The 25,173-nt window shown below is 66.3% G+C and carries 20 protein-coding genes; 6 read left to right on the top strand and 14 right to left on the bottom strand.

Going from position 1 to position 25,173, the window contains the following annotated elements:
• Positions 1-37: 37 nt before the first annotated feature.
• From WIT60_RS02040 to WIT60_RS02060, 5 genes are all read right to left on the bottom strand, one after another.
• Positions 38-1,879, bottom strand: a complete 1,842-nt coding sequence (locus tag WIT60_RS02040) for a long-chain-acyl-CoA synthetase (protein ID WP_339582277.1) — start codon at positions 1,877-1,879, stop codon at positions 38-40.
• A gap of 131 nt (positions 1,880-2,010) precedes the next feature.
• Positions 2,011-3,270 carry a multifunctional CCA addition/repair protein gene (locus WIT60_RS02045; RefSeq protein WP_339582278.1) on the bottom strand — a complete coding sequence of 420 codons (1,260 nt, stop codon included), beginning with the start codon at positions 3,268-3,270 and terminating at the stop codon, positions 2,011-2,013.
• Positions 3,271-3,375: 105 nt separating this feature from the next.
• On the bottom strand, positions 3,376-4,218 hold the full coding sequence (gene rsmA, locus WIT60_RS02050) for a 16S rRNA (adenine(1518)-N(6)/adenine(1519)-N(6))-dimethyltransferase RsmA (protein WP_339582279.1): 843 nt from the start codon (positions 4,216-4,218) through the stop codon (positions 3,376-3,378).
• On the bottom strand, positions 4,208-5,608 hold the full coding sequence (locus WIT60_RS02055) for a peptidylprolyl isomerase (protein WP_339582280.1): 1,401 nt from the start codon (positions 5,606-5,608) through the stop codon (positions 4,208-4,210). Before WIT60_RS02055 ends, rsmA begins: the two co-directional genes overlap by 11 nt.
• Positions 5,589-8,162 carry an LPS-assembly protein LptD gene (locus WIT60_RS02060; RefSeq protein WP_339582281.1) on the bottom strand — a complete coding sequence of 858 codons (2,574 nt, stop codon included), beginning with the start codon at positions 8,160-8,162 and terminating at the stop codon, positions 5,589-5,591. Before WIT60_RS02060 ends, WIT60_RS02055 begins: the two co-directional genes overlap by 20 nt.
• Before the next feature lie 122 nt (positions 8,163-8,284).
• Here WIT60_RS02060 and WIT60_RS02065 point away from each other — a divergent pair, with 122 nt between their 5' ends.
• A complete protein-coding gene (locus tag WIT60_RS02065; RefSeq protein WP_339582282.1) occupies positions 8,285-9,403 on the top strand; it encodes an aminoglycoside phosphotransferase family protein in 1,119 nt (372 codons plus the stop codon).
• Between the two features lie 68 nt (positions 9,404-9,471).
• The gene (locus WIT60_RS02070) at positions 9,472-10,992 is read left to right on the top strand and encodes a DEAD/DEAH box helicase (RefSeq protein ID WP_339582283.1); all 1,521 of its coding nucleotides are present in this window, start codon (positions 9,472-9,474) and stop codon (positions 10,990-10,992) included.
• Between the two features lie 294 nt (positions 10,993-11,286).
• On the opposite strand, the gene WIT60_RS02075 is transcribed toward WIT60_RS02070, so the two are convergent.
• From WIT60_RS02075 to WIT60_RS02085, 3 genes are all read right to left on the bottom strand, one after another.
• On the bottom strand, positions 11,287-12,708 hold the full coding sequence (locus WIT60_RS02075; RefSeq protein ID WP_339582284.1) for an FAD-dependent oxidoreductase: 1,422 nt from the start codon (positions 12,706-12,708) through the stop codon (positions 11,287-11,289).
• 17 nt (positions 12,709-12,725) lie between these two features.
• Positions 12,726-13,925 carry a c-type cytochrome gene (locus WIT60_RS02080; RefSeq protein ID WP_339582285.1) on the bottom strand — a complete coding sequence of 400 codons (1,200 nt, stop codon included), beginning with the start codon at positions 13,923-13,925 and terminating at the stop codon, positions 12,726-12,728.
• 304 nt (positions 13,926-14,229) lie between these two features.
• Positions 14,230-15,162: an AraC family transcriptional regulator gene (locus tag WIT60_RS02085; protein WP_339582286.1), complete on the bottom strand. Its 933-nt coding sequence runs from the start codon at positions 15,160-15,162 to the stop codon at positions 14,230-14,232.
• Positions 15,163-15,380: 218 nt separating this feature from the next.
• Between WIT60_RS02085 and WIT60_RS02090 the strand changes: the two genes are divergently transcribed.
• Positions 15,381-16,592 carry an alkane 1-monooxygenase gene (locus WIT60_RS02090; RefSeq protein WP_339582287.1) on the top strand — a complete coding sequence of 404 codons (1,212 nt, stop codon included), beginning with the start codon at positions 15,381-15,383 and terminating at the stop codon, positions 16,590-16,592.
• On the opposite strand, the gene WIT60_RS02095 is transcribed toward WIT60_RS02090, so the two are convergent.
• The 5 genes from WIT60_RS02095 to WIT60_RS02115 form a co-directional block, all read right to left on the bottom strand.
• On the bottom strand, positions 16,593-17,402 hold the full coding sequence (locus tag WIT60_RS02095) for a transglycosylase domain-containing protein (RefSeq protein WP_339582288.1): 810 nt from the start codon (positions 17,400-17,402) through the stop codon (positions 16,593-16,595).
• A gap of 15 nt (positions 17,403-17,417) precedes the next feature.
• On the bottom strand, positions 17,418-18,284 hold the full coding sequence (gene aroE, locus WIT60_RS02100; protein WP_339582289.1) for a shikimate dehydrogenase: 867 nt from the start codon (positions 18,282-18,284) through the stop codon (positions 17,418-17,420).
• An 18-nt stretch (positions 18,285-18,302) separates the two neighbouring features.
• A complete protein-coding gene (locus tag WIT60_RS02105; protein ID WP_339582290.1) occupies positions 18,303-19,193 on the bottom strand; it encodes a TonB family protein in 891 nt (296 codons plus the stop codon).
• Between the two features lie 40 nt (positions 19,194-19,233).
• Entirely contained in the window at positions 19,234-21,294 is a 2,061-nt protein-coding gene (locus WIT60_RS02110; protein ID WP_339582291.1) for a ribonuclease catalytic domain-containing protein, read from the bottom strand.
• Positions 21,295-21,411: 117 nt separating this feature from the next.
• A complete protein-coding gene (locus WIT60_RS02115) occupies positions 21,412-22,020 on the bottom strand; it encodes a YqiA/YcfP family alpha/beta fold hydrolase (protein ID WP_339582292.1) in 609 nt (202 codons plus the stop codon).
• Positions 22,021-22,062: 42 nt separating this feature from the next.
• Between WIT60_RS02115 and WIT60_RS02120 the strand changes: the two genes are divergently transcribed.
• Both WIT60_RS02120 and WIT60_RS02125 read left to right on the top strand, forming a co-directional pair.
• Positions 22,063-22,395, top strand: coding sequence for a DUF1840 domain-containing protein (locus WIT60_RS02120; RefSeq protein WP_339582293.1), 333 nt, complete (start codon positions 22,063-22,065; stop codon positions 22,393-22,395).
• A gap of 48 nt (positions 22,396-22,443) precedes the next feature.
• The gene (locus tag WIT60_RS02125; protein WP_339582294.1) at positions 22,444-23,106 is read left to right on the top strand and encodes a histidine phosphatase family protein; all 663 of its coding nucleotides are present in this window, start codon (positions 22,444-22,446) and stop codon (positions 23,104-23,106) included.
• Between the two features lie 21 nt (positions 23,107-23,127).
• Here WIT60_RS02125 and WIT60_RS02130 read toward each other — a convergent pair whose 3' ends face one another.
• The gene (locus tag WIT60_RS02130) at positions 23,128-23,760 is read right to left on the bottom strand and encodes a TetR family transcriptional regulator (RefSeq protein ID WP_339582295.1); all 633 of its coding nucleotides are present in this window, start codon (positions 23,758-23,760) and stop codon (positions 23,128-23,130) included.
• Positions 23,761-23,935: 175 nt separating this feature from the next.
• Between WIT60_RS02130 and WIT60_RS02135 the strand changes: the two genes are divergently transcribed.
• Positions 23,936-25,162 carry an efflux RND transporter periplasmic adaptor subunit gene (locus tag WIT60_RS02135; RefSeq protein ID WP_445207632.1) on the top strand — a complete coding sequence of 409 codons (1,227 nt, stop codon included), beginning with the start codon at positions 23,936-23,938 and terminating at the stop codon, positions 25,160-25,162.
• Positions 25,163-25,173: the final 11 nt, after the last annotated feature.

Below are 25,173 nucleotides of genomic sequence, written 5' to 3' on the forward strand. Positions count from 1 at the left end.
ACCGGGCGATCCAGCGGATGCGCTGAGATGCCAAGCGTCAGTCGAACCGGTGTGTGCCGGCCGACAAGGCCTGCCAGATCTCGCCTGTCATGGGCATGTAACCGCCGGGTGTGAGCACATACAAGGCATCGTGGACCACGGTCGGGTCATAGCCTTCTCGCTTGAGCACCACCTTGCTGTACTTGAACGTGGCGGTCACCGCATGGTCGTCGCGCAGCCGCAGGAACAGCGGCACCGCATAGCGCGGCAGTTGGGTGTACAGCGCACGCGCCAGCGCCATCCCGTCCAGCGGCTGATCTGGTGAGCGCAAGGTCAAGGCCGCCATGCCCGCCCGCCCGTCGGTGCCCGGCACCGTCACCCCGTACACCACCGCTTCCGCCACCTCCGGCTGATGCGCGAGCACGCCTTCCACCTCGGTGGTCGCCACATTCTCGCCCTTCCAGCGGAAGGTGTCGCCCAGGCGATCCACGAACTGCATGTGATGCAGACCTTGGTGCCGCACCAGGTCGCCGGTGTTGAACCAGGCGTCGCCTTTCTTGAAGACGTTGCGCAGCACCTTGGCTTCGGTCGCCTTGGCATCGGTGTAGCCGTCCAGCGGCGCGCGGGTGGTGATCTCGGTGATGAGCAGCCCGACCTCACCGCGCTGGACCCGGCTCATGTGCTGCCTGCGGCCGCTGCGCACCGGCTGTTCGGTGTCCAGGTCCATGCGCACGATGGCATAAGACAGCGGGCACAGCCCCGTGGTGCGCGGCAGGCCCAGGGCGTTGATGAAGGCCAGGTTGCATTCGCTGGCCGTGTAGAACTCGGCGATGTGATCGATGCCGAAGCGCTGCTGGAAGGCGTCCCAGATTTCTGGTCGCAGGCCATTGCCGATCATGGCGCGCACGCGGTGCGCCCGGTCGTCCGGGCGCGCCGGCTGGTTGAGCAGGTAGCGGCACAGCTCCCCGATGTAGCAAAACGACGTGGCCTGGTAGCGCCGCACGTCATCCCAGAAGCGCGAGGCGCTGAACTTGGGCACGAGCACCAAGCTGGCCCCTGCACCGACCACGGCGCCCCAGGAGACCGTCAGCGCGTTGTTGTGGTACAGCGGCAGGGGGCAGTAGAGCACGTCCTCAGGCCGCAGGCGCAAGCCCATGATGCCCATGCCGGACATGCAGCGGTGCCAGCGGTAGTGCGACATCACCGAGGCCTTGGGCAGGCCGGTGGTGCCCGAGGTGTAGATGTGAAACGCCGGCTGGTGCAGGCGGAGGGTGTCCGTTTCGGGCGGGTTGTGGCTGGGGGCCACGGCCAGGCGCTCCTGCGCCCAGACCAGGTCATCGGGTGGGGGCGTCTCGCCCTCCCACCACCAGCGTTCGCACAAGGTGGCGCGCTCGGCGGGGGGCAGGCTGTGCAGGGCTTCCGCGCAGGCCTCACCCACCACCACCAGAGCCGGGGTGCTCAGGCGCAGACTGTGCGCCAGCACCTCGCCGCGCTGCTGGTTGTTCAGCAGGGTGGCAATGGCGCCCAGCTTGACCGTGCCCAGCACCCAGGCGAGCACCTCGGCGCGGTTGTCGAACAGCACGCCCACACTGTCACCTTGACGCACACCGGCCGCCTGCAGGGCATGGGCACAGCGGTTGGCCCAAGCATTGAACTCGGCATAGGTCCAGCGTCGGTCGCCACAGACCACGGCTTGGCGCTCAGGGTGGCGGGCCGCCTGTTGGGCAAAGGTCTGGCCGATGGAGCCCAGGCGGGTCGGGCGCAGGCGCAGCAGGCCGACCAGGCCCTTGAGCAGCAGGCGCAGGTCGGTGCGGACGGTGCGCCAGGCCGCCGGAATCCAGTCGGTGAGTCGGACGAGTTGGGGCGCGGCGGTCGCGCGGTCGGAAGCGGGCGTGGTCATCAGACCAGTCTAGGCGGGCCCCCGGCCTGTCGCCGGGCCGCTGGGTTCCGATCCCCGCGGGCGGGGATGAAAGGGCGACAGTTGGCTTTCGTCGGGGGCGCACGCGTGCCGGCGTCGATGCCAGCGTTCGCTCACACGCCCGGTGGCGCGCTGTGGTCTGGCTGCGCCGTGTCCAACCCGGCACTCAGGGCTGCTTCCCGGGCCTCGTCAATGGCCTGTCCGATGGCAGGTCCTTTCAGGCCTCGGGCCAGGGCCTCGGCCGAGACGCGGGCGGTGTCCACGGCTTGCCCCAGGGCCAGGGCTCGGTGCAGCCGTTCACCCTGCGGATAAGGGTGGTCGGCATAGCCCAGTCGACCGCGGGCATCGCACTCGCAGGCCAGCAGCACCTCGATGAAGCGCTGTGGCTTGCGCCAGGCGTCGCAGCGTCCCAGCAGGCGCAACACCGCGGCGGCGCCAAAGTTCCCGCTGCCGTGGATGTTGCCGTGTTCGCGCGCCACCACCTCGGCCAGCTCGCAGCAGTCGTTGGGCACGCGCAGCCGTTCATTGACGTCGCGCAGCAGTTGGACGCTGCGACCTTCGTGGCCCAGGTGACGCGGCAGGATGTCAGGCGGGGTGGTGCCTTTGCCCAGATCGTGACCCAGGCAGGCGTAACGCACGCTCAAGGGGGCTTGCAGCCTCGCCGCCATGTCCAGCACCATCATCACGTGCACGCCCGTGTCGATCTCCGGGTGGTAATCGGCACGCTGGGGCACGCCCCACAGGCGGTCCAGTTCGGGCAGCAAGCGGGCCAGCGCACCGCAATCGCGCAGCACCTCGAACATGCGAGAGGGGCGCTCCTCCATCAGGCCGCGGGCCAACTCCTGCCACACGCGCTCGGCCACCAGATGGTCCACCTCGCCGTCAGCCACCATCTGGCGCATCAGCGCCATCGTTTCGTCGGCCACGGTGAAATCGGCGAAGCGGGCGGCAAAACGCGCCAGGCGCAGGATGCGCACCGGATCCTCGGCGAACGCGGGCGACACATGGCGCAGCACGCGCGCGGTCAGGTCACGCTGACCACCGTGCGGGTCGGTGACACGGCCATCGGCGTCTTGCGCCATCGCGTTGATGGTCAGGTCGCGGCGGACGAGGTCGTCTTCGAGCGTGACGTCGGGCGAGGCATAGACCTGGAAGCCGTGGTAGCCGTGGCCATGCTTGCGCTCGGTGCGCGCCAGGGCGTATTCCTCGTGGGTGTCGGGGTGCAGAAAGACGGGGAAGTCCTTGCCCACCGGCCGATAGCCGGCTGCGGTCATGGCCTCGGGCGTGCTGCCCACCACCACCCAGTCACGGTCGCCCCCAGGGCGGCCCAGCAAGCGGTCGCGCACGGCGCCGCCAACGAGATAGATCTGCATGGGTGGCAGTGTAGCGAGGCCGCGCACCCGAGGCGGGATGGCCTGATCAGAGACCTTGCACGAGGCTGGTGCGTTCAGCCTGGCACGGTTGATGCTGCAACGTGCTCAGGCCTCGGCGCTTTTCGCTTTCTTCAACGCCGCCAGGGCGAGGTAGTCGGTCACCGGCACCTCCTCTGCGCGACGTTGCAGATCGAAATCGGTCTCGATGCCGTGCTCGCTGATCCACGCGCCCAGCGTGTGGCGCAGGATCTTGCGGCGCTGCGAGAAGGCCACGGCCACCATCTTGGTGAATTCGGGCAGGTCCACCTCGGGTGGGTTCGCCAGCGGGATCATGCGCACCACGGCCGAGTCCACCTTGGGCGGCGGGTCGAACGACCCGGGCGGCACGTCGACCACGCACTCCATCTGGTAACGCCACTGCAGCATCACGCTCAGGCGGCTGTAGTCCTTGTTCCCGGGCGTGGCCACCATGCGGTCGACCACTTCCTTTTGCAGCATGAAGTGCTGGTCCACGACCTGATCGGCCCAGGGCAGCAGGTGAAACAGGATGGGGCTGGAGATGTTGTAGGGCAGGTTGCCGATCAGGCGCAGCTTCTGGCCGGCGGCCTGGGCCAGGGCGCCGAAATCCACCTTCAGCACATCGGATTCGATGACGTTCAGCTCGGGGCGCTTGCGCAGGCGCGCGGCCAGGTCGCGGTCAAGCTCGACCACGGTGAGCTGGCCGCTGCGTTCGACCACGGGGTTGGTCAGGGCGCCCAGGCCGGGACCGATTTCGACCAGGGCCTGGCCGGGTTGCGGCGCGATGGCGCGCACGATCTCGTCGATCACGCCATGGTCGACGAGGAAGTTCTGGCCAAAGCGCTTGCGGGCGATGTGACCGCCCCCACCCTGCACAGCACGTTGGCCGCCGCCCGGACGGGCGGACTTGGAGCGGGTGTCAGGGCGCATCGCGCATTTCCACCCAGGCGGCCGCACGCAACTCGCGGGCCCAGTCTTCGTAGGCCGACTCGAAACGGCGTTCGCGCAGCACCGAGCGGGCGGCTTCGCGCTTTTGTTCTTCGGTCAGCTTGACCTCGCGGCGCTCGATCAGCTGAATCAGGTGCACCCCGAAGCGGCTGACCACGGGTTGTGAGATCTCACCGGCCTGCAGCGAGGTGAGGGCGCGCTCGAACTCGGGCACGAACTGGCCAGGCGAGGCCCAACCCAGTTCGCCCCCATTGGGTGCGCTGCCGTCTTGCGAGTACTGGCGTGCCATCTGCGCAAAGCTGGCACTGCCTCCGACGATGTCCTTGCGGATGGCGGCCAGGCGGGCCACCTGTTCTTGCGTGGACTCCTTGGGATTGGCGCGCAACAGGATGTGGCGGCTGCGCTGTTGCGTGTAGCTGGCCTCGGCGCTGTTCTCACGCTCGATCAGCTTGATGATGTGAAAGCCCGCGTTGGAGCGCACCACCGGGGCCACTTCCCCCACCTTCAGATTGCGCACAGCTGCCACGAAGATGTCCGGCAGTCGGCTGACCGGCATCATGCCGAAAGCGCCACCTTGCTCCTTGGTGTAGGTGTCGGCCGAGTGCGTGCGCACCAACTGGTTGAAGTTGGCGCCACTGCGGGCTTGCTCCTGAACCTGACGGGCCTTGGCCTGCTGCGCTTCAATCTGAGCGGGCGTGGCCTGCTCGGGTACCGGGATCAGGATATGGGCCAGATTGAGGCCCGTTTCTGCCTGCGCAGCCGGGTCGGTGGCCAGGAAGGCGTCAATGTCGCTGTCGCTGATCTGGATGCGTGCGTTGACCTCGCGGTCGCGCAGGCGTTGCAGCAGGATCTGTTCACGCAGGCTGGCGCGGTAGCGGGCGTAGTCCAGACCGTCGGCTTCCATGCGGCGCTGCATTTCGCGCAGGGTCAACTTGTTCTGCGCTGCGATGTTCTCGATGGCCGCGTCCACCTCCGCATCGGCCACGCTCAGGCCCACGTTGCGAGCGTGCGAGACCTGCACCTTTTCATCGATGAGGGCATCGAGCACCTGGCGGCGCAGCTCGTCGGGAGGCGGCAGGCGGCTGCCGGCCGGGGCGGTTTCCTGGATGCGGGCCACGCGCTTGTCGACGTCGACGTGGGTGATGGGCTCCTGATCCACCACCGCCACGATGTAGTCGGCCGTGGAAGGCTTGCCGGCCAGCAGCAGGTCGGTGCTCAACTGGCGGGCACCCGGGATGCGAGGCGCCACCGAGGGAGCGTCCGGGTTGCGCAGTTGGGCCTGGACCGGGGTCAGGCTGCCAAGCAGCAGGCTGCTCACGCACAGACCCAGAACCAGGGGGCGCAGACGGGGCTTACGGGAAGGATGTGTCATCGTCGAGGAAAATCTGGGGGGCAAGGGCCGGTGGCTGCTGCGCATCGTCGCGCAACAGGCGGTAGCCTGGGATATTGTCCTGCAATGTGCGCAGCGGGTTGGAGCCCAGTGCCAGGCGGGACAGGCCGATCAACTCCAGCTGGAACATCAGGCGGGTGGTGGCCTCGCTCTGGCCGATGGCCACGCGCTCCATCACGAAGCGGCCAATCCAGCAGCCAGCGTCGTATTCGATGCCGGCAAGGGTGTTGGTGAAGCGCTTGTCGCGCTTGTCGTACACCACGCGGCCCACGGTGTACCAGGCGCCGCCGCACTGGCCGCCGCCGCTGAGCAACTGGCCAGGCTTGGGCACATCGGTGGAGCTGGCCTGAGCCATGACATCCTGAAGCGGGGGCTTGCGGCCTCCGAGCGGCCATTGCCAGCCCACTTCGATTTGCTCGCTCTTGTCACGGTTGTAGCGGTAGGTGGCCCCGATGGTGCGCCAGGCGCCCGGCGAGTAGCGCACGCCCAGCGTGGCCTGTTGCATGGCCTGGTTGTCTGCGCCCAGTTGGGTGGTGCCGTCCAGGTACCAGTTCGGGATCACCGAGGTCGAGCCCAACAGCAGGGTGTCGGAGAGGCCGGCCTTGACGGGCTCGCTGTCGTAGGGGTTCAGGCGCTGGTCCGACAAGAGGTACTTCTGCACGATGCCCAGGCGCAGTGTCTCTGCCCCACGCTCGTCGAGCAGGCGTGAGGTCGCCCCCATGGTGATCTCGTTGGCGTCGGAAATGCGGTCCACGCCGGTGAAGGCGTTGTCGTTGTAGATGGCGTACTGGTTGAAGTCGCGCGGGGCGCTGTCAAACAGTGGCAGCATGCTCTGGTCGCGATAGGGCGTGCGCACATAGCGCACACGTGGTTCCAGGGTTTGCGTGAGCTGGCGCCCGAACAACTCGACCGGGCGCTCCAGCTCGGTGCGAGCGTCGACGCTGAAGGTGGGGATCGTGCGAGTGATGCTGCGTGGTGAGCCGCCTGCAGGCTGATCCAGATCGTAGCTGGTGCTGTGCAGGGCCAGGCGGGGCGTGAGCGTCAGGGGGCCCATGTCGAAGGATTGCTCCACCTGCCCGACCGCATGCAGGCGGTTGCCCGACACTTTGTTCTCGTCAGGGTGGGTGAAACGGTTGAATTCGCCTTGCAGCTGCCAGCTGAAGCCCTGATCCACGCCACTGCGGCTGCGGATACCCACCTGAGGGGTGCGCCGGTAGGGCGCCTCAATGGCGCTGAGTGTCGGGTCGGAGTCGGGGTCCAGGTCCTGGAGGGTCTGCCAGCTCTGCACGCCGGCATACAGCGTGGTCTGGCTGTCGCCCAATCCCCAGTTGCGCTGGTTGAGCACCCGTTCGACGGTCAGGTGGCTGTCGTACAGGCGTGGGGTTTTGGCCGGCAGGGTGTGCGCGAAGTCACGCCAGTAATCATCGTCAGAGACGCGCAGCAACTGGATGTCGTAAATGGTCTGCGAGGGGGACTCCCCCATGCGCAGGCTGCCCTGGTGCTTGAAGTCAACCATACCGCGAGAGCGGCCCGCCACGCGGTCGTCCGGCAGCCCGAACAGATTGAGCGTGCCCCGGTCACGCGGGTTCAGGTAGCGGTACTCCAAGTCCAGCCCCAGCCCCCGGCGCGTGGACACCAGCGGCGCGATGGTGGCGTCTTGATCGGGGGCGATGTTCCAGTAGTAGGGCAGCGACAGTTCGAAACCGCTCTTGCTGTCGAAGTAAAAGCTCGGGGGCAAGAGCCCAGACTTGCGGGCGTCGCTCAGCGGGAAGCTCAGGTAGGGGGTGGCCAGGATGGGCACCCCCTTGAACCAGATCACCGCGTTGCGGGCGGTGCCCTCGTTGGCCTCCATGTCCATGTAAACGCTGCTGGTCTGGAGCGACCAGTCGGGTTCTCCCGGCTGGCCTTCGGCGGTGTTGGCCGGTGTGCAGCTGCTGTAGGTGGTGCGGGTGGCGCGCAGACGCTTTTCGCCCAGGAACTCGACCAGCTCGGCACTGCCACCCGCCTGGGGGCGGGCGAACCAGAAGCGCGGACTCACGAATTCGCCTTCCAGACGGTCCAGCTGCAGCGACAGTTCGGGGCCGATGAAAATGTTGCCCTGACGCACCACGCGCACCTTGCCCACGGCTCGGGCGGTGTTGTCACTCTGGGTGTGGGTCAGTTCGTCGGCCTGCAGGGACAGGTCCCCCTGTCGCAGGCGCACCTTGCCGGTGGCGCGGGTGCGCTCGCCAGCCTGGCCTTCCAGGTGGTCGGCCTCGAAGTACATCGGCTGCTTGCCCTGTTTGCCTCCGGTGACGATGCTGGGCAGCGAGAACGTCAGGCCGCTGGGGGCGCCACCGGTCGGTGCCGACGCAGCCTCTGTGGCCGCTGCAGCCTGTGCCAGCAGGTTGGGGGGCGTGGCGTCGACTCCCTGTGCGTGGGCCGGGGCCAGCAGGGCAAGGTGCACCAGAGCCAGTCCGGCCGCCACAGCGGTCGGGGTCCAGCGGGAGGGCAGGGCGCGGAGGCGCCGAGGGGGGCAGGCCAGGGAAGGGTTCACGGTCACGATGGCGCGTCGCTAAAAGGGCGGCGGCGGGGCCTGCGCGGTCGCGTGCTGGCCTTGCCTAAAATCGGTGCATTATTTCATGTCCCTTTGTTTTCTGACCGTTCTCTGAGTCCTCCATGACATCTGCGTCGTCCACCCCGGCTTCGGCCCCGTCTGCTTCCGACATCCACTGGGCCGATCCGGCCCGTCAGCAGGCCTTCGGAGCCTGGCTGGCCGCACAGGCCAGCCGCCACGGCGTGCTGCCCGACAGCCTGCGTTCGGCCAGTGCCGACGCGAGCTTCCGGCGCTACTTCCGCGTGGACGCGCCCACCGCCCCACGCGGCACGCTCATCATCATGGACGCCCCGCCCGAGAAGGAAGACTGCCACCCCTTCGTCGCCGTGGCCCGCTTGCTGGAAGCCGGCGGCGTGGGCGTGCCCCACATCCTGGAATGGGACGAGGCCCAGGGCTTCATGCTGCTGTCTGACCTGGGGCAGCACACCTTCCTGGCCACGCTGGAGGCCACCGACTACGACCACGGCCCCGCCTCCCACAATCGCGCCCTGTACCTGAACGCGATCGACGAGCTGGTGCGCCTGCAGGCCGTGCCCGCCGACAGCCTGCCCCCGTATGACGACGCCCTGCTGCAGCGCGAAATGGACCTGCTGCCCGACTGGTACCTGACCCAGTTGCGTGGCCTGACGATGGACGAGGCCACGCGCGCCATGCTGGCCAAGACCTTCGCCCTCATCAAGGCCGAGGTGTTGGCCCAGCCCACCGGCTTCGTGCACCGCGACTTCCACAGCCGCAACCTGATGGCCGACCCGGCCGACCCGAAGGCGCGCTTGGGCGTGATCGACTTTCAGGATGCCGTGCGCGGCCCCTTGACCTACGACCTGGTGTCCCTGCTGCGCGACGCCTATGTCATCTGGGACGAAGACATCCAACTGGACTACGCCGTGCGCTTCTGGGAAAAGGCCCGCAAGGCTGGCCTGCCCGTGGCAGAGGACTTTGCCGATTTCTGGCGCCAGTTCGAGTGGATGGGGCTGCAGCGCCACCTCAAGGTGCTGGGCATCTTCGCCCGCCTGGCCCTGCGCGACGGCAAGCGCCAGTACCTGGACGACATCCCCCGCGTGTGGACCTATGCCCACCGGGTGGCCTCGCGCTACCAGGGGCTGGGCCCGCTCGCCCGCCTGCTGGAGCAGGCCGAAGCGGCCCACGGCGGCGTCCAGACGCAGGTCGGCTACACCTTCTGAGGGGTTCTGAGGGGCGTTCGCAAGAAAACTGCGCAAAAAAGCAGCAAGAAGCGGATAATCCGGCCTCGATGAATGAAAACCTCTCCCAAGACGCGGCCGTGACGGCCGAGGTGACCGCCGCCCCCCAGGCCGCGCCCGAAGCCCCCGCCCGGTTCGACACGCTGCCCCTGGATCCCAAGATCCTCAGCGCCATCACCTACCCCACGATGACGCCGATCCAGGCCAAGGCCATCCCCTTGGTCCTGGCCGGGCGCGACGTGATGGGTGCCGCCCAGACCGGCACCGGCAAGACTGCTGCCTTCTCGATCCCGCTGCTTCAGAAGATGATGAAGCACGAGAACGCCAGCATGTCGCCGGCACGCCACCCGGTGCGCGCCATCGTGCTGGCGCCCACGCGCGAGCTGGCCATCCAGGTGGCCGACAACGTCAAGACTTACGCCAGCAAGTGCAACCTGCGCTCGGCCGTGGTGTTTGGCGGCATGAACATGAAAGAGCAGACGGTCGAATTGAAGGCCGGCGTCGAGGTGCTGATCGCCACCCCGGGCCGCCTGATCGACCACATCGAGGCCAAGAACTGCAACCTCTCACAGGTGGAGTACGTGGTCCTCGACGAAGCCGACCGCATGCTCGACATCGGCTTCCTGCCCGACCTGCAGCGCATCCTGAGCTATCTGCCCAAGACGCGTCAGACCCTGCTGTTCTCGGCCACCTTCTCGCCCGAGATCAAGAAGCTGGCGCAGAGCTATCTGCAAGACCCGGTGCTGGTCGAAGTGGCTCGTCCCAACCAGACCGCCACCAACGTCGAGCAGCGCTTTTACCGCGTCGAGGACGACGATAAGCGTCACGTGATCCGCCAGATCCTGCGCGACCGCGACATCAAGCAGTCCATCGTCTTCGTCAACTCCAAGCTGGGCGCCGCCCGCCTGGCCCGCACCTTCGAGCGTGACGGCCTGCGCACGGCCGCCCTGCACGGTGACAAGTCGCAGGACGAGCGCATCAAGGCGCTGGACGCGTTCAAGCGCGGCGAGGTGGACCTGCTGGTGGCCACCGACGTGGCCGCGCGCGGCATCGACATCGCGGCCCTACCGGCGGTGTTCAACTACGACATACCCTTCAACGCCGAAGACTACGTGCACCGCATTGGCCGCACGGGTCGTGCGGGCGCGAGCGGCTTGGCCGTGTCGCTGGTGACGGGCTCGGATGCGCGCCTGATGGGCGACATCGAGAAGCTGATCAAGAAAAAGCCCGAGGTCGAGACGTTCGAGCTGGAGCGCCGCCAGCGCAGCGACCGGGGTGAGCGTGGTGAACGCGGCGAGCGCGAGAGCTATCGCCGGGAAGCCCGTGATTTCGGTGGCCGTGAAGACCGAGAGGAACGCCCGGTGCGCGCCGCGCCGGTGCGTCGCCCGTCCTCCGACCCCTTCTTCGACAAGCCTTACGAGCCCGATCCCTCTGCTGATCCGGCGTGGGAGAGCAAGAGCGCGGCCACGGCGCCCACGCCGTCCGCCGGCGGCTCGGGTCTGTCGCGCTTCATCAAGCCCAAGCGCAAGGTGGCGACCTTGCTGGGTGGTTCGGGGACACACCGGCGTTGATGTGGGGTGCGCTGAGTCGGCCGTGTCGTCTCATGTGCGCCTGACGTTGCGACGTGCAGTCCACATGGAACGTGGTGCACGCATCTGTTTCAGGCAGGTGGCGTAAGCGGTCGCGCTTGCTCACCCGGGTTGTCGACCCTTCGGCAGCTGGGCAAGTGTCCCGGTGGTCGGCCGCGGTGTCATCAGGTGACCCAGGTCAGCCAAGCATCCAGGACTGCTGCATGGAAGCTCAAGCCATCACGCAAGATCCGCTCAACGCCAAAACGTCCACAGATCTTGCGCGAGAGGGCGTCATCAAGCGTAACTGTCGCTCATCAAGGTGTTGAACCAAGTGTTCATGTCCCTGAAGTTCTCTGTGTCAATGGCTCCGGCTTCTGTCGCCGTGGCGCCAGTGGTCACCCCGCCATTTGCCGCCAGTGCCATCTTCTTGTTGACGGCATCATATTGATAGACCGCTGTCAGCCAGGATGCCGTGGTCGCCGTGATCGGTGAGTAGCAAGCAGAATTGGCCACCGGCGCGCTGTCGGGCTGTTGCCCACCCAAGGTGCGAATGATGGCATCGGCGCAGATCTTGGCCTCTTGGTTCGCCACATGCCCCGCCTTGGGCAAACCGCAGCTGGCGGCATCCCCAATCACGTGCACGTCCTTCACGGCAGTGGATTCGTAGCTGAGCACGTCCACCACGCACCAGCGACCATCCGGAACGCCATTTGAAACACTGTTGTTCAAGCCGGTCTGCGCCAGCCAGCCGCCATCGCTGCCAGCTGCCCGTTGCGGTGGAATCGGGTTGACCACGTTGGCAAGGATGGTGACAGGCAAACCCTGCGCGTCCTTGAAGCTGACAGCTTTCGTGTCAGGATCAATCTGGATGTTGGTGACACCTGGACGGTAGTCAATCACGCCGTTGTGGATGTGGGTGAAGGCCTCCGTGAAGCTGTGCACTTCAGCCTGGATCGAGGCGTTCTCATCCAGGACGACCACCTTGGACGCAGCCCCTTTATGGGTCTTCAGGAAATCAGCGACCAGGCACGCGCGCTCGTAGGGCCCAGGGGGGCATCGGTAGGGGGCCTTGGGAATCGTCATCACGAAGGTGCCGTCAAGCGGAATCGCTGCCAATTGCTGACGCAGCAACTCCGTTTGAGGGCCTGCCCGCCAAGCATGCGGCGTCTTCGATTCGTAGTCCGACTGGGTCAAGCCAAAGGCGTTCATGAACTCAATGCCCGGTGCAACGATCAGTCGGTCGTAGGGCAAGGTGCTTCCGTTCGACAAGGTCACCGATTTGGCTGCGGTGTCAATGCTTTGAACCCAAGCCTGCTTGACCACGACGCCATATTTGGCGGCGACACTGGTGTATCCGTAGGCCAGGCTGTTGATCGTGCGGCTGCCGTTGAGCACCAGATTGCTCATGATGTTGGACGTGTACATCGCACTGGGCTCGACCAAGGTCACGTTGATGTCCACGCCCCCCCACAGTCTCAGGTACTTGGCGGCGGTCACACCGGCCATGCCGCCGCCAATCACGACGATGTTGGCCTTCAATCCAGTATTGGCGAGCGCCAACGTGGTGTTGTTGCTCGAAAGGTCATCGTCCCCGGTTTCGTAGTCATTATCTGAATCGTCGCTTGCCCGACCCATCATGGGGATGATGCCAACGGACAGGGCTGCGGCGGCAAGCTGCAACAGTTTGCGACGAGAGGGTGTGGCGTGCGTTTTCATGGACAGTTCCTCTGTGATCACTGTTGCAGATAGGAAATGATGGCGTTGAGTTGGGCGTCGGTGTAGCCCTGCGCATGAGCAGCCATGATGGAACTGCTGGCGGTTTTCCTCAGATACTCTTTGATCTCGGCGGCCTCTTTGCCTCGGATCTTGTCAAAGCCTCCGACGCCACCTGTGCCATGACATTGAAAGCAGTTTGATGCCAGCAAGCGACCCGTGGTGTTGACGGGTTGCGTCAGGGTGGTGATCGTTCCGCCTGGAATACCCTGGATAGAACCATTCAGAACCAGGTAGTAATAAGGGCGAGTTTTGTTTTTCCCGCGCTCTTCGTCTATTTTGACGGCCGCATCTGTGAGGTTGAGTGTGTGGTCGGACTCCATGCGGGCGCGAATCTCGTCCATGGCTCGCAAAGCCGCTTTCGCACCGTCACGGTCCTTGGATTCAAGCCGGCCTCCGACCGAATTGGTGATCGCCAAAGCCAGTTTTTTGGCCTCTGCTGAACTGCTCAGGGGCAAACTGGCCACCAGATCGCTCACGTTCACCGGACTGGATTGGGACTGGATGGCTGTTGCCAGCGCCTTGATCACCCGCTCCTGCGACGCATGCGATGTCTCACCCGAGGCGGCATTCGCACTGGCCAGCAGTTGAATGGACCGCTGCAGGGCCACCGTCGTCGTATAGATACCCGGATTGTTGGCAATCTGCGCCACAGGGTCCGTGGAAAGCTGTTCAACGGTCAGGCCCAACGCTGTGGCCACCTTCTGCTTGGCTGAGGCGACATCAGGTGCCAATCCTTGGGCCACCATGGCATCGACCAGCGTGGTCAGCGGTGTCACCACCTGAGCTTGGCGCGCGGCCTCGACCGGCGCTGACAATTGGCCCACAAAGGCGAAGCCCGTGTCTGAATCCACTCCGCCTGTTACCACCACAGGCAGGCCAGTGATGGGCGTGGTGATGCCGCTGTCATCCAGCACGTAGCGACCATTGAGGTCGGTGGTGGTGACCGGTTCGCTGGCATCCTGAGTGCCGTTTCGGTTCACATCCAGAAAGACGGTCGCACCCTGGAGATAGCCGTCCACAGCAACACCGGTCAGGGCATTGGCGGGAGCTTGTGTTCCGCTCGTTCCTCCGCCTCCTCCCCCACAAGCCGATAAAAGCGTCGCAATGGATAGGGCGGCGAGCATGGCGGTCTTTTGATTGCGATGGATGCGTGACATACGTTTCCTTGAGTGGCATTTCGCCTTCGGTGCCAATTTCCTGGGTGCGTCAGTGCACATTTGTCATGGCTGATTGGGTTTGTCACCAACTGATCGCTGCCTCAGATACTGAGGAGATCATTCGCCCACGTGAAGGTTTTCCATGTCGTCACGATGGCGGTCGAATGGCGTGCCATGCCACACACGCAATCGTGATTTCATGACGGCACTTGATGGCAGCAAATCGGTTTGACTGGCGGTCAGTCTAGAAACCGAACCTGAGGCGAAGCTGAGGACCAGGAAAATCGGTCAAGACGTGAGCAACTTACGCGTCGCTCGCTCCTGTCTGCTGCCGCCACCCCGACGGCGACACCCCATGTGCCCGCTTGAACGCCTGGCTGAACGCCGCCTCGGAAGCGTAGCCCACCAGTTCCGCCACCTTGCCCACGGTCAGGGCGGTGCTGCCCAGGTGGCGCGCGGCCAGGCGCATCCGGTGACGTGTCAGGTAGGTCAGCGGCGGCTCGCCCACTACCTGGCTGAAGCGCTCGGCAAAGGCCGAGCGTGACAGGCAGGCATGTGCGGCCAACTCCGGCACGGTCCACGCGCGGCGTGGGTCGCGGTGGATCTGGGCCAGGGCGCTGGACAGGGCGCGGTCTTTGAGTGCCGCCAGCCAGTTGCCAGACCCCTCGGGCACGGATTCCACGTGGTCGCGGATGCATTCCATGAACAGGATGTCGCCCAGGCGGTTGATGATGGCCTGCTGTGCGGGGCGGGGGGTTGCCACCTCTTGCGCCAGAAATTGCAGACCGATCGCCAGCCACAGCGGGGGCGCCTCGCCCAGTCCACGCACATGCATCTCTGCGGGCAGGGCGGCGATCAAGGGTGCGGCCATGCCCACGTCAAAGCGCGCGTGACCGCTGATGAGGGTGCAGGCCACACCGCCGCCGCCATGCAACCGAGGCGTGTCATGTGCGCCTTGCGCCATGATGGGCAGCAGGTCGGCGGGCACGGCCAGGGTCTGTGGCTTGTCCTGGATACGGTGGGCGCAGCCGGCCGGCAGCACGAACAGGTCGCCGGTCTGGATCAAGGTAGGGGGCAGACCCTCGCGCATCAACCAGGCTTGCCCGCTGGTGACGATGTGAAAACTCGCCAGCCCCGGCGTGGCCAGGGACCAAGCCCAAGGCGCGGTGTTGTGAGTGGAGGCGAAGACGACGCCCTCGAAGTGCATGTCGTCCAGAATCAGGCTGAGCGTGTCCATTGTCCCGCAGCATGCCACGGCACGCGGCGCGAGCGTCTTGGCGAAAACGCCGCATGGCGGATGCCACATACCGCTGATGCAGCGGCCATACGGGCTGCTGACGCAGGATCGGGTTTGCCCCGAGGCGCAGCCGGCGTCTGACAATGGTCGGGCGGAGGCGTGCGGATTCCTGCGGCAGATCAATTTTCAGACACTGAAGCCATTCCAAGGAGTGCCTCATGTCTCATGTTTCCTCTGCCCCCACCCCGGCGCCCGGTGCCGCCTGGTCGGACCCCAAACGTTACCTCTGGCTGCTCGGCCCGGCGGTGCCGCTGATCGGTCTGGCCATGCTGGCCACCTATGCCCAGACCCGCTCTGTGTGGGCCTTGTGGTTCGTCGTGATCCTGGTCCACGCCATCATCCCGGCGCTGGACTGGTTGTTTGGCGAAGACGCCGCCAACCCGCCGGAGGCCGCGCTGGCCGGGCTGGTGCAAGACCGCTATTACAGCTGGGTGCTGTATGCCTTCGTGCCGCTGCAACTGGCGGCCACCGTGGGCGGTGCCTGGCTGGCGGCCACGGGTGATCTGCCCTGGCATCACCTGCTGGGTCTGGCCATCAGCGTGGGCATGGTCAATGGCGTGGCCATCAACACGGCGCACGAACTCGGTCACAAGAAAGGCAAGCTCGACCGCTGGCTGGCGCGCATCTCGCTGGCGCCCACCTTCTACGGGCACTTCTACGTTGAGCACAACCGTGGGCACCACAAGAACGTGTCCACTCCGGTTGACCCGGCCAGCTCGCGCATGGGCGAAACCTTCTGGGCTTTTTGGCCGCGCACCGTGGTCGGCAGCCTGCGCTCAGCCTGGCACCTGGAAGCCGAGCGCCTGGCCCGCTCTGGCAAGGGCGTGTGGAGCCTGTCCAACGAGAACCTGCAGTCCTGGTCCATGTCGGTGGTCTTGTGGGGCGCGGTGCTGGCCGTGTTCGGCTGGGTGGCCTTGCCCTTCCTGCTGATCCAGGCGGTGTACGGCTTCTCGCTGCTGGAGGTGGTGAACTACCTGGAGCACTACGGCCTGCTGCGCCGCACCCTGCCCGATGGCCGCGTGGAGCGCTGCATGCCCGAGCACTCGTGGAACAGCAACCACATGGTGACCAATCTGTTCCTGTACCACCTGCAGCGCCACAGCGACCACCACGCCAACCCGACGCGCCATTACCAGGCTCTGCGCCATTTCGAAGAGAGCCCGCAGTTGCCCGCCGGTTATGCCGCGATGATCCTGCTGGCCTACATCCCGCCGCTGTGGTTTGCCGTGATGGACAAGCGCGTGATCCGCCACTACCAGGGTGACCTGAGCCGCATCAACTGGTACGGCCCGCGCCGCGAGGCCCTGATGGCCAAGTATGCCGACGAGGCGGCTGCGCAGGCGAAGCGCACGTCCACCCAGGGTGCTTGATCAGGGCAGTTCGGCGTCGCGCATGCGGGCGGCAATGGTGCCTGCGCGGCCCATGACATAGCCCGAACGCGGCTGCTTCTCAAAGCGCTTGGGGGCGGGCAGCATCACCGCCAGACGGGCGGCCTGGATGGGGGCCAGTTGGTCGGCATCGACCCGGAAGTAGTGGTGGGCAGCGGCCTCGGCGCCGAACACGCCTTCCCCCCATTCCACGTTGTTGAGGTAGAGCGTGAGGATGCGCTCCTTGCTGAGCAGGCCTTCGAGCATGAAGGTGATCAGCACCTCCTGGCCTTTGCGCAGGAAGTTGCGCTCCTTGCTCAGGAAGAGGTTCTTGGCCAGTTGCTGGGTGATGGTGGAGCCGCCGATCACCTTGGGCACCGCTTGTGCCGCAGCCGGCGGCGGTGGCGGGGTGCGGCCGCGCTTCAAGGCGCGCTGCACTGCCCGCTCATGGCGTGCCAGCGCGGCCTGACGCGCCCGCTCGGCCCGCTCTTCGGCACGGCTGTTCTTCTTCCAGGCGTTTTGCAGCGCCTCGAATTCGATGCCGGCGTGGTCCACGAAGTTGGCATCCTCCGAGGCGATCACGGCCCGCTTGAGGTGGTCCGAAATCTGGTCGGCGTCACGCCAACTCTGGCTCCATAGCAGCGTGCCGGTGTCGGCCACGATGCGGCGCATCTCGCTGCGCTGGAAGGTGGTGGACTCGGGGTTGAGCACGGCCATCAGCGCCACGCGGCCCAGAAAGTAGAGCTGCAGGCTCAGGCCGGCCAGCACGATGAGGGCAGAGATGCGCCAGACGGCGCGCATCGGGGTGCGCATGTCGTTCAAACGCTTTCAGTGTGCAGCGGTGCCATCGACCAACGCGCGCATGGCCGCCAGCACGGGGGCGGTGTCCGGGCGCACGCCGCGCCACAGGGCAAACGATTCGGCCGCTTGTTCCACCAGCATACCCAGACCATCGCGGGCCACGGCACCGTGGGCGCGGGCCCAGTCCAGGAAGGCTTGGGCGGCGGGGCCGTACATCATGTCCAGCGCCAGGCCGCCCGGCTTGAGCACCTCGGGGCCGACCGGGATGCCCCCTCCTGACAAGCTGGCAGCCGTGCCATTGATGAACACGTCGTAGGCTTGACCGGGCTCCTGCAATGAGCGTGCGCTCAGGTGCACGCCATGTTCGCGCGCCCAGTCGGCATGGCGATCGACCAGCGTCTGGGCCTTGTCGGCGGTGCGGTTGGCCACCACAATTTCGGCGGGGCGGGCTTCGATCAGCGGGCCCAGCACGCCAGCACTGGCGCCGCCAGCGCCCAGCAGCAGCACGCGCGCACCGGCCAGCGTCATCCCGGCGTTCACCGTGATGTCGCGGACCAGGCCCACGCCATCGGTGTTGTCGGCCAGCCAGCCGCCGTCGGCCGCGGCATCAAAGCGCAGGGTGTTGGCCGCCTGAGCCAGCTCGGCGCGCGGGGTGCGGCGCGCGGCCATCTCGAAGGCCTCGAACTTGAAGGGCACGGTCACGTTGCAGCCCTTGGCGCCTGCTTGCGCGAAGCGGGTCAGCGTGGCGGAGAAGTCGTCCAGCGGGCACAGCAGGCGCTCGTACACCATGGCCTGGCCGGTCTGCTGAGCAAACTGCGTGTGGATCAGCGGGGAGCGGCTGTGGGCGATCGGGTTGCCCGCGACGGCGTAGCGGTCAGGGTCGGTGGCGGTCATCTTGACAAGAACAGGACATCAGGGCGCCTCGTTCGAGGCGGCTTTGGTGGTGGTCGCTTCCATGCCGGCATCGCGGGTGAAGCGGAAGCGCGAGGAGATCAGCAGCAGGTCGTTGCCCGCGCTGACTTCGGCCGGGACCGCGCCGAAGGGGCCGGCCTGCATGACGATGGCGCGGGCCCGCTTGTCGAGCACCGCATTGCCCGAGCTTTGCAGCACGATGGCGTCCACGACCTTGCCCTGCCGGTTGAGCCACACCTCCATCACCAGCTCGCCGTAGAGCTTTTGCCCCTTTTCCATGGGGAAGTAGGTGGTGCCGGCGCGTTCCACCTGCGTGCGGAAGGCGCTGTAGTACAGGGCATCGACCGAGCGCAGGGTGGCTGGGCTGAGGTAGCGCTTTTTAGGGCGAGCGTTTTCGTCGTGGATGCGCTTTTCGATCTCGGCCAGCAGCTTGGTCAGTTGGCGGCGGCGCTCTTCCTCGGCGCGGCTCTGGTTGGTTTCGGCACGGTCGCGAGGCTGGGGGGGGGGCAGGGCCGCCAACTCCTGGCGGACCTGGGTGAGCAGGTTTTGCTGCTCGCGCTGCATCTGCTGGATCATGCGCGTGCTGTCTTCCATCGCATCGCCCAGGGTGGCGTCTTGCGAGGGGGGCAGGGGCGAGGTGGCGCGTCCCTTGTCGGCTTCGCCGCCGCCCGCCAGGTTCTGCTGGGCCAGTGCCTGGGCCTTCTCCGGGGCTTCGTCGCTGGCCGCGTTCACGAGGATCACCTCCAGCGGCGTGTCCTTGAAGGTGCGGTTGAAGCCTTCCGGATCGACAAAGCGAAAACCCAGCAGGGCCACGTGCACTGCCACCGAGATCCCCAGGCAGATTTGCAGCAGGGTCAGGCGGCTCCACAGAGATCGAAGGCGGTCCAGCATCCGGTGCACGTCCAGTCGTCAGCGTTCAGTTCAAGAGACCTCAGGCCGGTGCGGCATCGCCCGTCGGGGCGTCGGCATCGCTCACGTCGATGGCCAGGGTCAGCGGTCCTGCATTGTCGAGCACCTCTTCGTCGCCGTCGCCCTCGGTGTCACCCTCATCCGTGGTGCCGGGCTCGTCCAGTCGGGCGATCACGCTGGCGTGCACGTCCAGGGTCAGCAAATCGACACCCGTGACGCGCACGCGCACGCGGGCATGGCGCGGCAGGCTGTCGGCACCGATGGCCTTGAAGACCAGGGGCAGGCTGTCGGCGCGCACCAGACCGTTGACCATCACGGCGCAGTCCAGTTCGGTGATGTCTTGCTGGCCCAGGTAGGTCAGGGTCCAGTAACGCTCCATGCTCGACTGGAAGCCGTTGTAAGTGCTGTAGGCCGTGTCGAAGTTGGAGATGACGGCAAACAGCTCGGCGTCCTTGGGTTTGAAGGGCGCGGCCAGCGCGGCGGTGCGGCCGTTCTTGGCGCAGGCGACGATCTGCCACTGGTTGACCAGGTCCACATAGCGGCGCAGCGGCGAGGTGGCCCAGGTGTACTGCGCCACGCCCATGCCGGCGTGCGGCAGGGCCTTGGTGCTCATGCGCACCTTGATGCCCGGTTGCAGGCTGGCCTGGCTGCGGTAGATGCCGGGCACACCCACCTCGGCCAACATGCCACCCCAGGTGCTGTTGGCCAGGATCATCGCTTCGGCCACGATCAGGTCCAGCGGGGCGCCACGTTGGCGCGTGCCGATCAGCACCTGTTCGACGCCGGTCGGCTCGATGCCGTCGCTCATCGTGTTGGTGCCCGCCTCGCTCACCAGCTTGAAGGTGTAGTCGGGACGGTTGAAGTTCTCAGGCTTGCCGCGCACGACTTCGCGCTGGGCCTTGAGGTGCTTGGCCAGGCGGAAGGCAAAGGCCAGTTCGGCCGCGTGCGCATAGGTCGCCGGGGCTTCGCCGGTCAGCGTGGGCTCGGTGATGACACCGTCGAGCTGGTCGTGGCGCAGGTTCGAGACGATGGGCACGCGCTCCAGCTTGGTCTCGGTGGCCTGCACGGCCAGCGTGGCCTCGTCAAAGGTGACGTACAGCGACACGGCCGGGCAGTCGCGCCCTTCCTGCAGCGTGTAGGTCTGCACCACCTCGTCGGGCAGCATCGTGATCTTGTGGCCGGGCATGTAGACGGTGGACATGCGGCTGCGCGCCACGCCGTCGATCGGGCTGCCGGGTAGGATGGCCAGGCTGGGCGCCGCGATGTGGATGCCGAACACCACGGTGCCGCTGCCCAGGCCCTGCACGGACAAGGCGTCGTCGATCTCGGTGGTCATCGAGTCGTCGATGGAGAAAGCCCGCGCGGCCGACACCGGCAGTTCGTCCTTGATCGGCGGCGCCTCCAGGGTCGGGAAACCGGTGCCCTTGGGGAAGTTCTCGAACAGGAAGCGCTTCCAGTGGAACTGGTAGGGGCTGTCGATGGCGCCGGCGTCTTTGAGCAGGTCCAGCGGCGCACGCTGCGCCTGCTTGGCGGCCTCGACCACGGCCTTGTACTCGGCGCCGTTCTTGTCGGGCTTGAACAGGATCTTGTAGAGCTGTTCCTTGATCGGGGCGGGGCATTGGCCGGCGGCCAGCTCCTGCGCCCACTGCGCGATCTGCAAGGCGATCTGCTTCTTGCGCTCAATGGCCAGCAGGGCCTGCTTGAGGATGTCTTCCGGGGCCTTCTTGAAGCGGCCCTTGCCGCGGCGGTGGAAGTAGTGCGGGGTTTCGAACAGGCGCATCAGCATGGCGGCCTGCTGCACGGCATCGGCGCTGTCGCTGAAGTACTCGCGGGCCAGTTCGTCAAAGCCGAAGTCTTCTTCCGGGGCCACTTCCCACACCAGGTCCACGTCGATGTCGGCGGCTTGTGCGGCAGCCTGAGCGATCAGCTCGGCGGGCGCAGGCTTGGCGAACTTGAGCAGCACGTTGGCGGCTTTCACCTTCACGCGCTTGCCCGAATCCAGCTCGATCTGCATCGAACTGTCGGCTTCGGACATCACACGACCGGCCAGGAACTTGCCGGCGTCATCAAAAAGGGCAAACATCGAAATGGAATCTCGCGAGGGTGGAAGCGTGATTGTCCCATCCCGAGGGCCCTGGCGTGTGTCCGGCTGAATCCAGCGCCTCGGGTGGACGCTGAGGCGTCAACGGGGCAGGACGGTTCAGGCCTTGGGCGTGGGCAGGTTCAGGCATCCCAGGACGGTGGGCAGGCGGGTGGCGAAGTCGCTGATGGCGTGGTCGTTGCCGGGCAGTACGGTCAGCTGGGTGCCCAGGTAATGCGCGACCATCTCGCGCCAGTCCAGCACCTCGTCGCCCTCGGCCACCAGCACGTGGTAGCGCTCCGGCCGGGTGATGGGGTAGGGGGCCATCGCCTCGAACTCGGCGATGAATTCAGGGCGGAAGAAGAAGCGATCGGCCGGGTTGTGGAAGCTCGTTTGCTCGCCGATGTAACGGGCCAGGTCGCGCGCAGGCGCCACCGCCGGGTTGATGAGCAGGGCGCGGCAATCCAGTTCTTCGGCCAGCACGGTGGCATAAAAGCCACCCAGCGAGGAGCCGATCACCACCATGTCCTCGCGCGGCCAGTCCAGTGTCAGCGCCTTCAGTTCGGCCAGGGTGTCGGCCGGTGAGGGGGGCAGTTGCGGGCACACCCACGTCAGGTTGTGGCCCTGGCGTTGCAGTTGCGCGATCGCACCGCCCAGCAGCTGCGCCTTGGCCGACTGCGGGGAGGAGCGGAAGCCGTGCAGGTACAGCAGGTGGGTGGGGGTGTTCATGGTGGGATACTCTAGAGCAAGTTTCGAAGAGGGGTCACCATCATGTCCATCACGTTCAAATCCCAGGCCACGGGTGATCTGTTCATGCTGCAGGTGCACGCCGAGGCCCTGCTCAAACTCCTGGGCAAGACGCCCGCCCCGCAAGGCATCCTCGAAGTCAAGGACATGCCCGCGGCCTTGGCCACCTTGCGCGCTTTGACCGACGAGGTGCCTCAGGCGCCGGAGGTGGAGGACGAGGAGACCGGTGAGCGCCTGCCCCAGCCCGAACCCAAATTCGCCGATGAGCCGGTCAGCCTGCGCAAGCGCGCCTGGCCTCTGATCCAGATGATCGAGCGCGCGCAGGCGGCCGACAAGCCCATCGTCTGGGGCGTGTGAACCGAGAGGGGATTGTGCGGCGCAGCATGAATGAGGCATCATCGCCCCATGTCAGCCGCACACGCCACCCGCATCCTGGCCATTCGCCACGGTGAAACCGCCTGGAACACCGAAAGCCGCATCCAGGGCCACACCGACATTCCTTTGAACGACACCGGCCTGTGGCAGGCCGCCCGCGTGGCGCAGGCGCTGCACGGCGAGCCCTTGCACGCGGTTTACAGCAGCGACCTGCTACGCGCCCGCGCCACGGCCGAGGCCATCGCCCAGGCGCAGCAACTGACCTTGCGTCTCGAGACCGGTTTGCGTGAGCGGCATTTCGGCCATCTGGAGGGCTTGACGCGCGACGAGATCGCGCAACGCTGGCCCGAGCAGACCCGTCGCTGGCTGGCGCGTGATCCGGCCTTCGGTCCGGACGGCGGCGAAACCCTGCAGGCCTTTTACGACCGTTGCGTGGGGACCCTGGCCCACCTGGCCCGACGCCACCCGGGTGAGTGCATTGCCGTGGTGGCCCATGGGGGCGTGCTCGATTGTTTCTACCGTGCGGCCAACCGCATTGCGCTGGACGCACCGCGTGCCTGGAAGGTGGGCAACGCCACCATCAACCGCCTGCTGTACAGCGCGGAGGGCTTCACGCTCGTGGGCTGGGCCGATGACCAGCACCTGGGCACGTCGCTCGACGAGAGCAGTGACGGGGCCGTGCGCGCGGCCTGATCCAGCGTGTGACGCGGCGCGTCAGTCTGTCGCTGGCGCCACGGGCAACTGCTTGAGGCCGCCCATGAACAGGTCCAGGCTTTGCTCGCCGCAGGTCACAAGGTCAAAGGCGTCGGGGTCGAGCATCCAGTGGTTGATCAGGCCGTTGAGCATGGCCTGGTAGCTCATGGCAATCACCTGAGGGTCGAGATGCGCCGAGACATGGCCCAGCGCCTGGGCGCGCTCCACGGCTGTCCGCACGCACTGCTGGCAGGTCTGATGGATTTCCAGATGCCGTTCCCGCACGCCCATCAGGTCGTCCACATATTCCACCTTCTGGGTGGCGATGCCGAACACCCGCCGAGTGCGCGGGTCGTGGGCGATGCGTGTCAGTGCATCCATGGCCGTGCGCTTGAGTTCGGCCAGCGGGGGCAAAGGGGTGTCCACCAGGGTCTGGGCGGCCTCTTCCATGGGGGAGGCGGTCCGTGCCATCATGGCGTTGAACAGTTCCGCCTTGTCCTTGAAATGCCAGTACACCGCCCCCCGGGTCAGACCGGCAGCTTTGGCAATCTCCTGCAAGGACGTGCGTGACACCCCGCGTTGCGCGAACACCAACTCCGCGGCGTCCAGCAGGGCCTCGCGGGTGTGTTGTGCATCTTCTTTGGTTCGGCGCATGGCGATGACATAAAACCAGTGAACAGTACAGGGGATTATCGTCCATTCGGACACATACATACAAGAATGTATGTATATTTCAGTCTTGTATTGTCGACCCGACTTGTGTTCCACGAGGTGCCCCATGGCCAGTCAAGATGTGACCGCGTTTTCTCCCCTGCAACCCACTGCTGCGATGCGCCGACGTCGTGGGCGGTCGATGGGGGGGCTGGCGCTGGGCGCCGTGACGCTGGCCTTGTTGGCGGGCTGTGGTGACAAGCAGGCTGCTGCACCCGGCGGCGCGCCAGCCGGCGGCATGCCGCCCGCCCAGGTGGGGGTGATCACGGTGCAGCCGCAAAGCGTGCCGGTGATGAGCGAGTTGCCGGGGCGCCTGGAGGCGGTGCGCACCGCGCAGGTCCGCGCCCGGGTGCCCGGCATCCTGCAAAAGCGCCTGTTCACCGAAGGCGCGGATGTGAAGGCCGGCCAGCCCCTGTTCCAGATCGACCCGGCCACCTACCAGGCCGCGCTCGACAGCGCCCAGGCCACCCAGGCCAAGGCCGAAGCCAATCTGGCCCAGGCCAGCGCCCTGCTCAAGCGCTATGAGCCGCTGCAGGCTGCCAAGGCCATCAGCCCGCAAGAATTCCTGAACGCCCAGGTGGCGCAGCGCCAGGCCCAGGCCGATGTGGCCGCCGCCAAGGCCGCCGTGCAGACGGCCCGCATCAACCTCGGCTATGCCGCCGTGACGGCGCCCATCTCGGGCCGCATCGGCCGGGCCATGGTCACCGAGGGGGCCTTGGTGGGGCAGGGCGAGGCCACCCAGTTGGCCTTGATCCAGCAGGTCAACCCGCTCTACGTCAACTTCACGCAACCGGCCACCGAGGTGCTCAAGCTGCGCGAGGCGCTGAAGGCCGGCTCGCTCAAGCGCGCCGGGGCTGATGCCGCCGAGATCCGCATCGTGCTGGACGATGGTCGCGAATATCCCCTGCCTGGCAAGCTGCTGTTTTCGGACCTGAGTGTGGACGCCACCTCGGGTCAGGTGGCGCTGCGTGCGGAGTTGCCCAACCCTGAAGGCCTCTTGCTGCCCGGCATGTACGTGCGTGTGCGTCTGGCTCAGGCCGAGGTGGAGGGGGGCATCCTGCTGCCGCAGCAGGCGGTCACGCGTGGGCCTCAGGCCGACACCGTCATGGTGGTCGATGACAAGGGCATGGTCTCGCCCCGTCCGGTCAAGCTGGGCGGCGCCAAGGGCACGAACTGGGTCGTGCTGGGCGGCCTCAAGACTGGCGAGCAGGTCATGGTCGATGGCTTTCAGAAAATGATGAACCCCAAGGCACCCGTCAAGGCCGTGCCCTGGCAGCAGCCAAGCGCGCAAGCCGGCATGGGGGCAGCACCCGCCTCGGCCGCATCGGCTGCCGCATCGAAGTAAGGGAGCGCGCG

The organism is Aquabacterium sp. G14, from assembly GCF_037482285.1.
Taxonomy (GTDB): domain Bacteria; phylum Pseudomonadota; class Gammaproteobacteria; order Burkholderiales; family Burkholderiaceae_C; genus Aquabacterium.

Excerpts from the sequence above, each read along its gene's own strand:
- WIT60_RS02040 (WP_339582277.1), bottom strand. The coding sequence starts at position 1,879 with ATGACCACGCCCGCTTCCGACCGCGCGACCGCCGCGCCCCAACTCGTC.
- WIT60_RS02045 (WP_339582278.1), bottom strand. The coding sequence starts at position 3,270 with ATGCAGATCTATCTCGTTGGCGGCGCCGTGCGCGACCGCTTGCTGGGC.
- rsmA (WP_339582279.1), bottom strand. The coding sequence starts at position 4,218 with ATGCGCCCTGACACCCGCTCCAAGTCCGCCCGTCCGGGCGGCGGCCAA.
- WIT60_RS02055 (WP_339582280.1), bottom strand. The coding sequence starts at position 5,608 with ATGACACATCCTTCCCGTAAGCCCCGTCTGCGCCCCCTGGTTCTGGGT.
- WIT60_RS02065 (WP_339582282.1), top strand. The coding sequence starts at position 8,285 with ATGACATCTGCGTCGTCCACCCCGGCTTCGGCCCCGTCTGCTTCCGAC.
- WIT60_RS02070 (WP_339582283.1), top strand. The coding sequence starts at position 9,472 with ATGAATGAAAACCTCTCCCAAGACGCGGCCGTGACGGCCGAGGTGACC.
- WIT60_RS02075 (WP_339582284.1), bottom strand. The coding sequence starts at position 12,708 with ATGAAAACGCACGCCACACCCTCTCGTCGCAAACTGTTGCAGCTTGCC.
- WIT60_RS02080 (WP_339582285.1), bottom strand. The coding sequence starts at position 13,925 with ATGTCACGCATCCATCGCAATCAAAAGACCGCCATGCTCGCCGCCCTA.
- WIT60_RS02085 (WP_339582286.1), bottom strand. The coding sequence starts at position 15,162 with ATGGACACGCTCAGCCTGATTCTGGACGACATGCACTTCGAGGGCGTC.
- WIT60_RS02090 (WP_339582287.1), top strand. The coding sequence starts at position 15,381 with ATGTCTCATGTTTCCTCTGCCCCCACCCCGGCGCCCGGTGCCGCCTGG.
- WIT60_RS02095 (WP_339582288.1), bottom strand. The coding sequence starts at position 17,402 with ATGCGCACCCCGATGCGCGCCGTCTGGCGCATCTCTGCCCTCATCGTG.
- aroE (WP_339582289.1), bottom strand. The coding sequence starts at position 18,284 with ATGACCGCCACCGACCCTGACCGCTACGCCGTCGCGGGCAACCCGATC.
- WIT60_RS02105 (WP_339582290.1), bottom strand. The coding sequence starts at position 19,193 with ATGCTGGACCGCCTTCGATCTCTGTGGAGCCGCCTGACCCTGCTGCAA.
- WIT60_RS02110 (WP_339582291.1), bottom strand. The coding sequence starts at position 21,294 with ATGTTTGCCCTTTTTGATGACGCCGGCAAGTTCCTGGCCGGTCGTGTG.
- WIT60_RS02115 (WP_339582292.1), bottom strand. The coding sequence starts at position 22,020 with ATGAACACCCCCACCCACCTGCTGTACCTGCACGGCTTCCGCTCCTCC.
- WIT60_RS02120 (WP_339582293.1), top strand. The coding sequence starts at position 22,063 with ATGTCCATCACGTTCAAATCCCAGGCCACGGGTGATCTGTTCATGCTG.
- WIT60_RS02125 (WP_339582294.1), top strand. The coding sequence starts at position 22,444 with ATGTCAGCCGCACACGCCACCCGCATCCTGGCCATTCGCCACGGTGAA.
- WIT60_RS02130 (WP_339582295.1), bottom strand. The coding sequence starts at position 23,760 with ATGCGCCGAACCAAAGAAGATGCACAACACACCCGCGAGGCCCTGCTG.
- WIT60_RS02135 (WP_445207632.1), top strand. The coding sequence starts at position 23,936 with ATGCGCCGACGTCGTGGGCGGTCGATGGGGGGGCTGGCGCTGGGCGCC.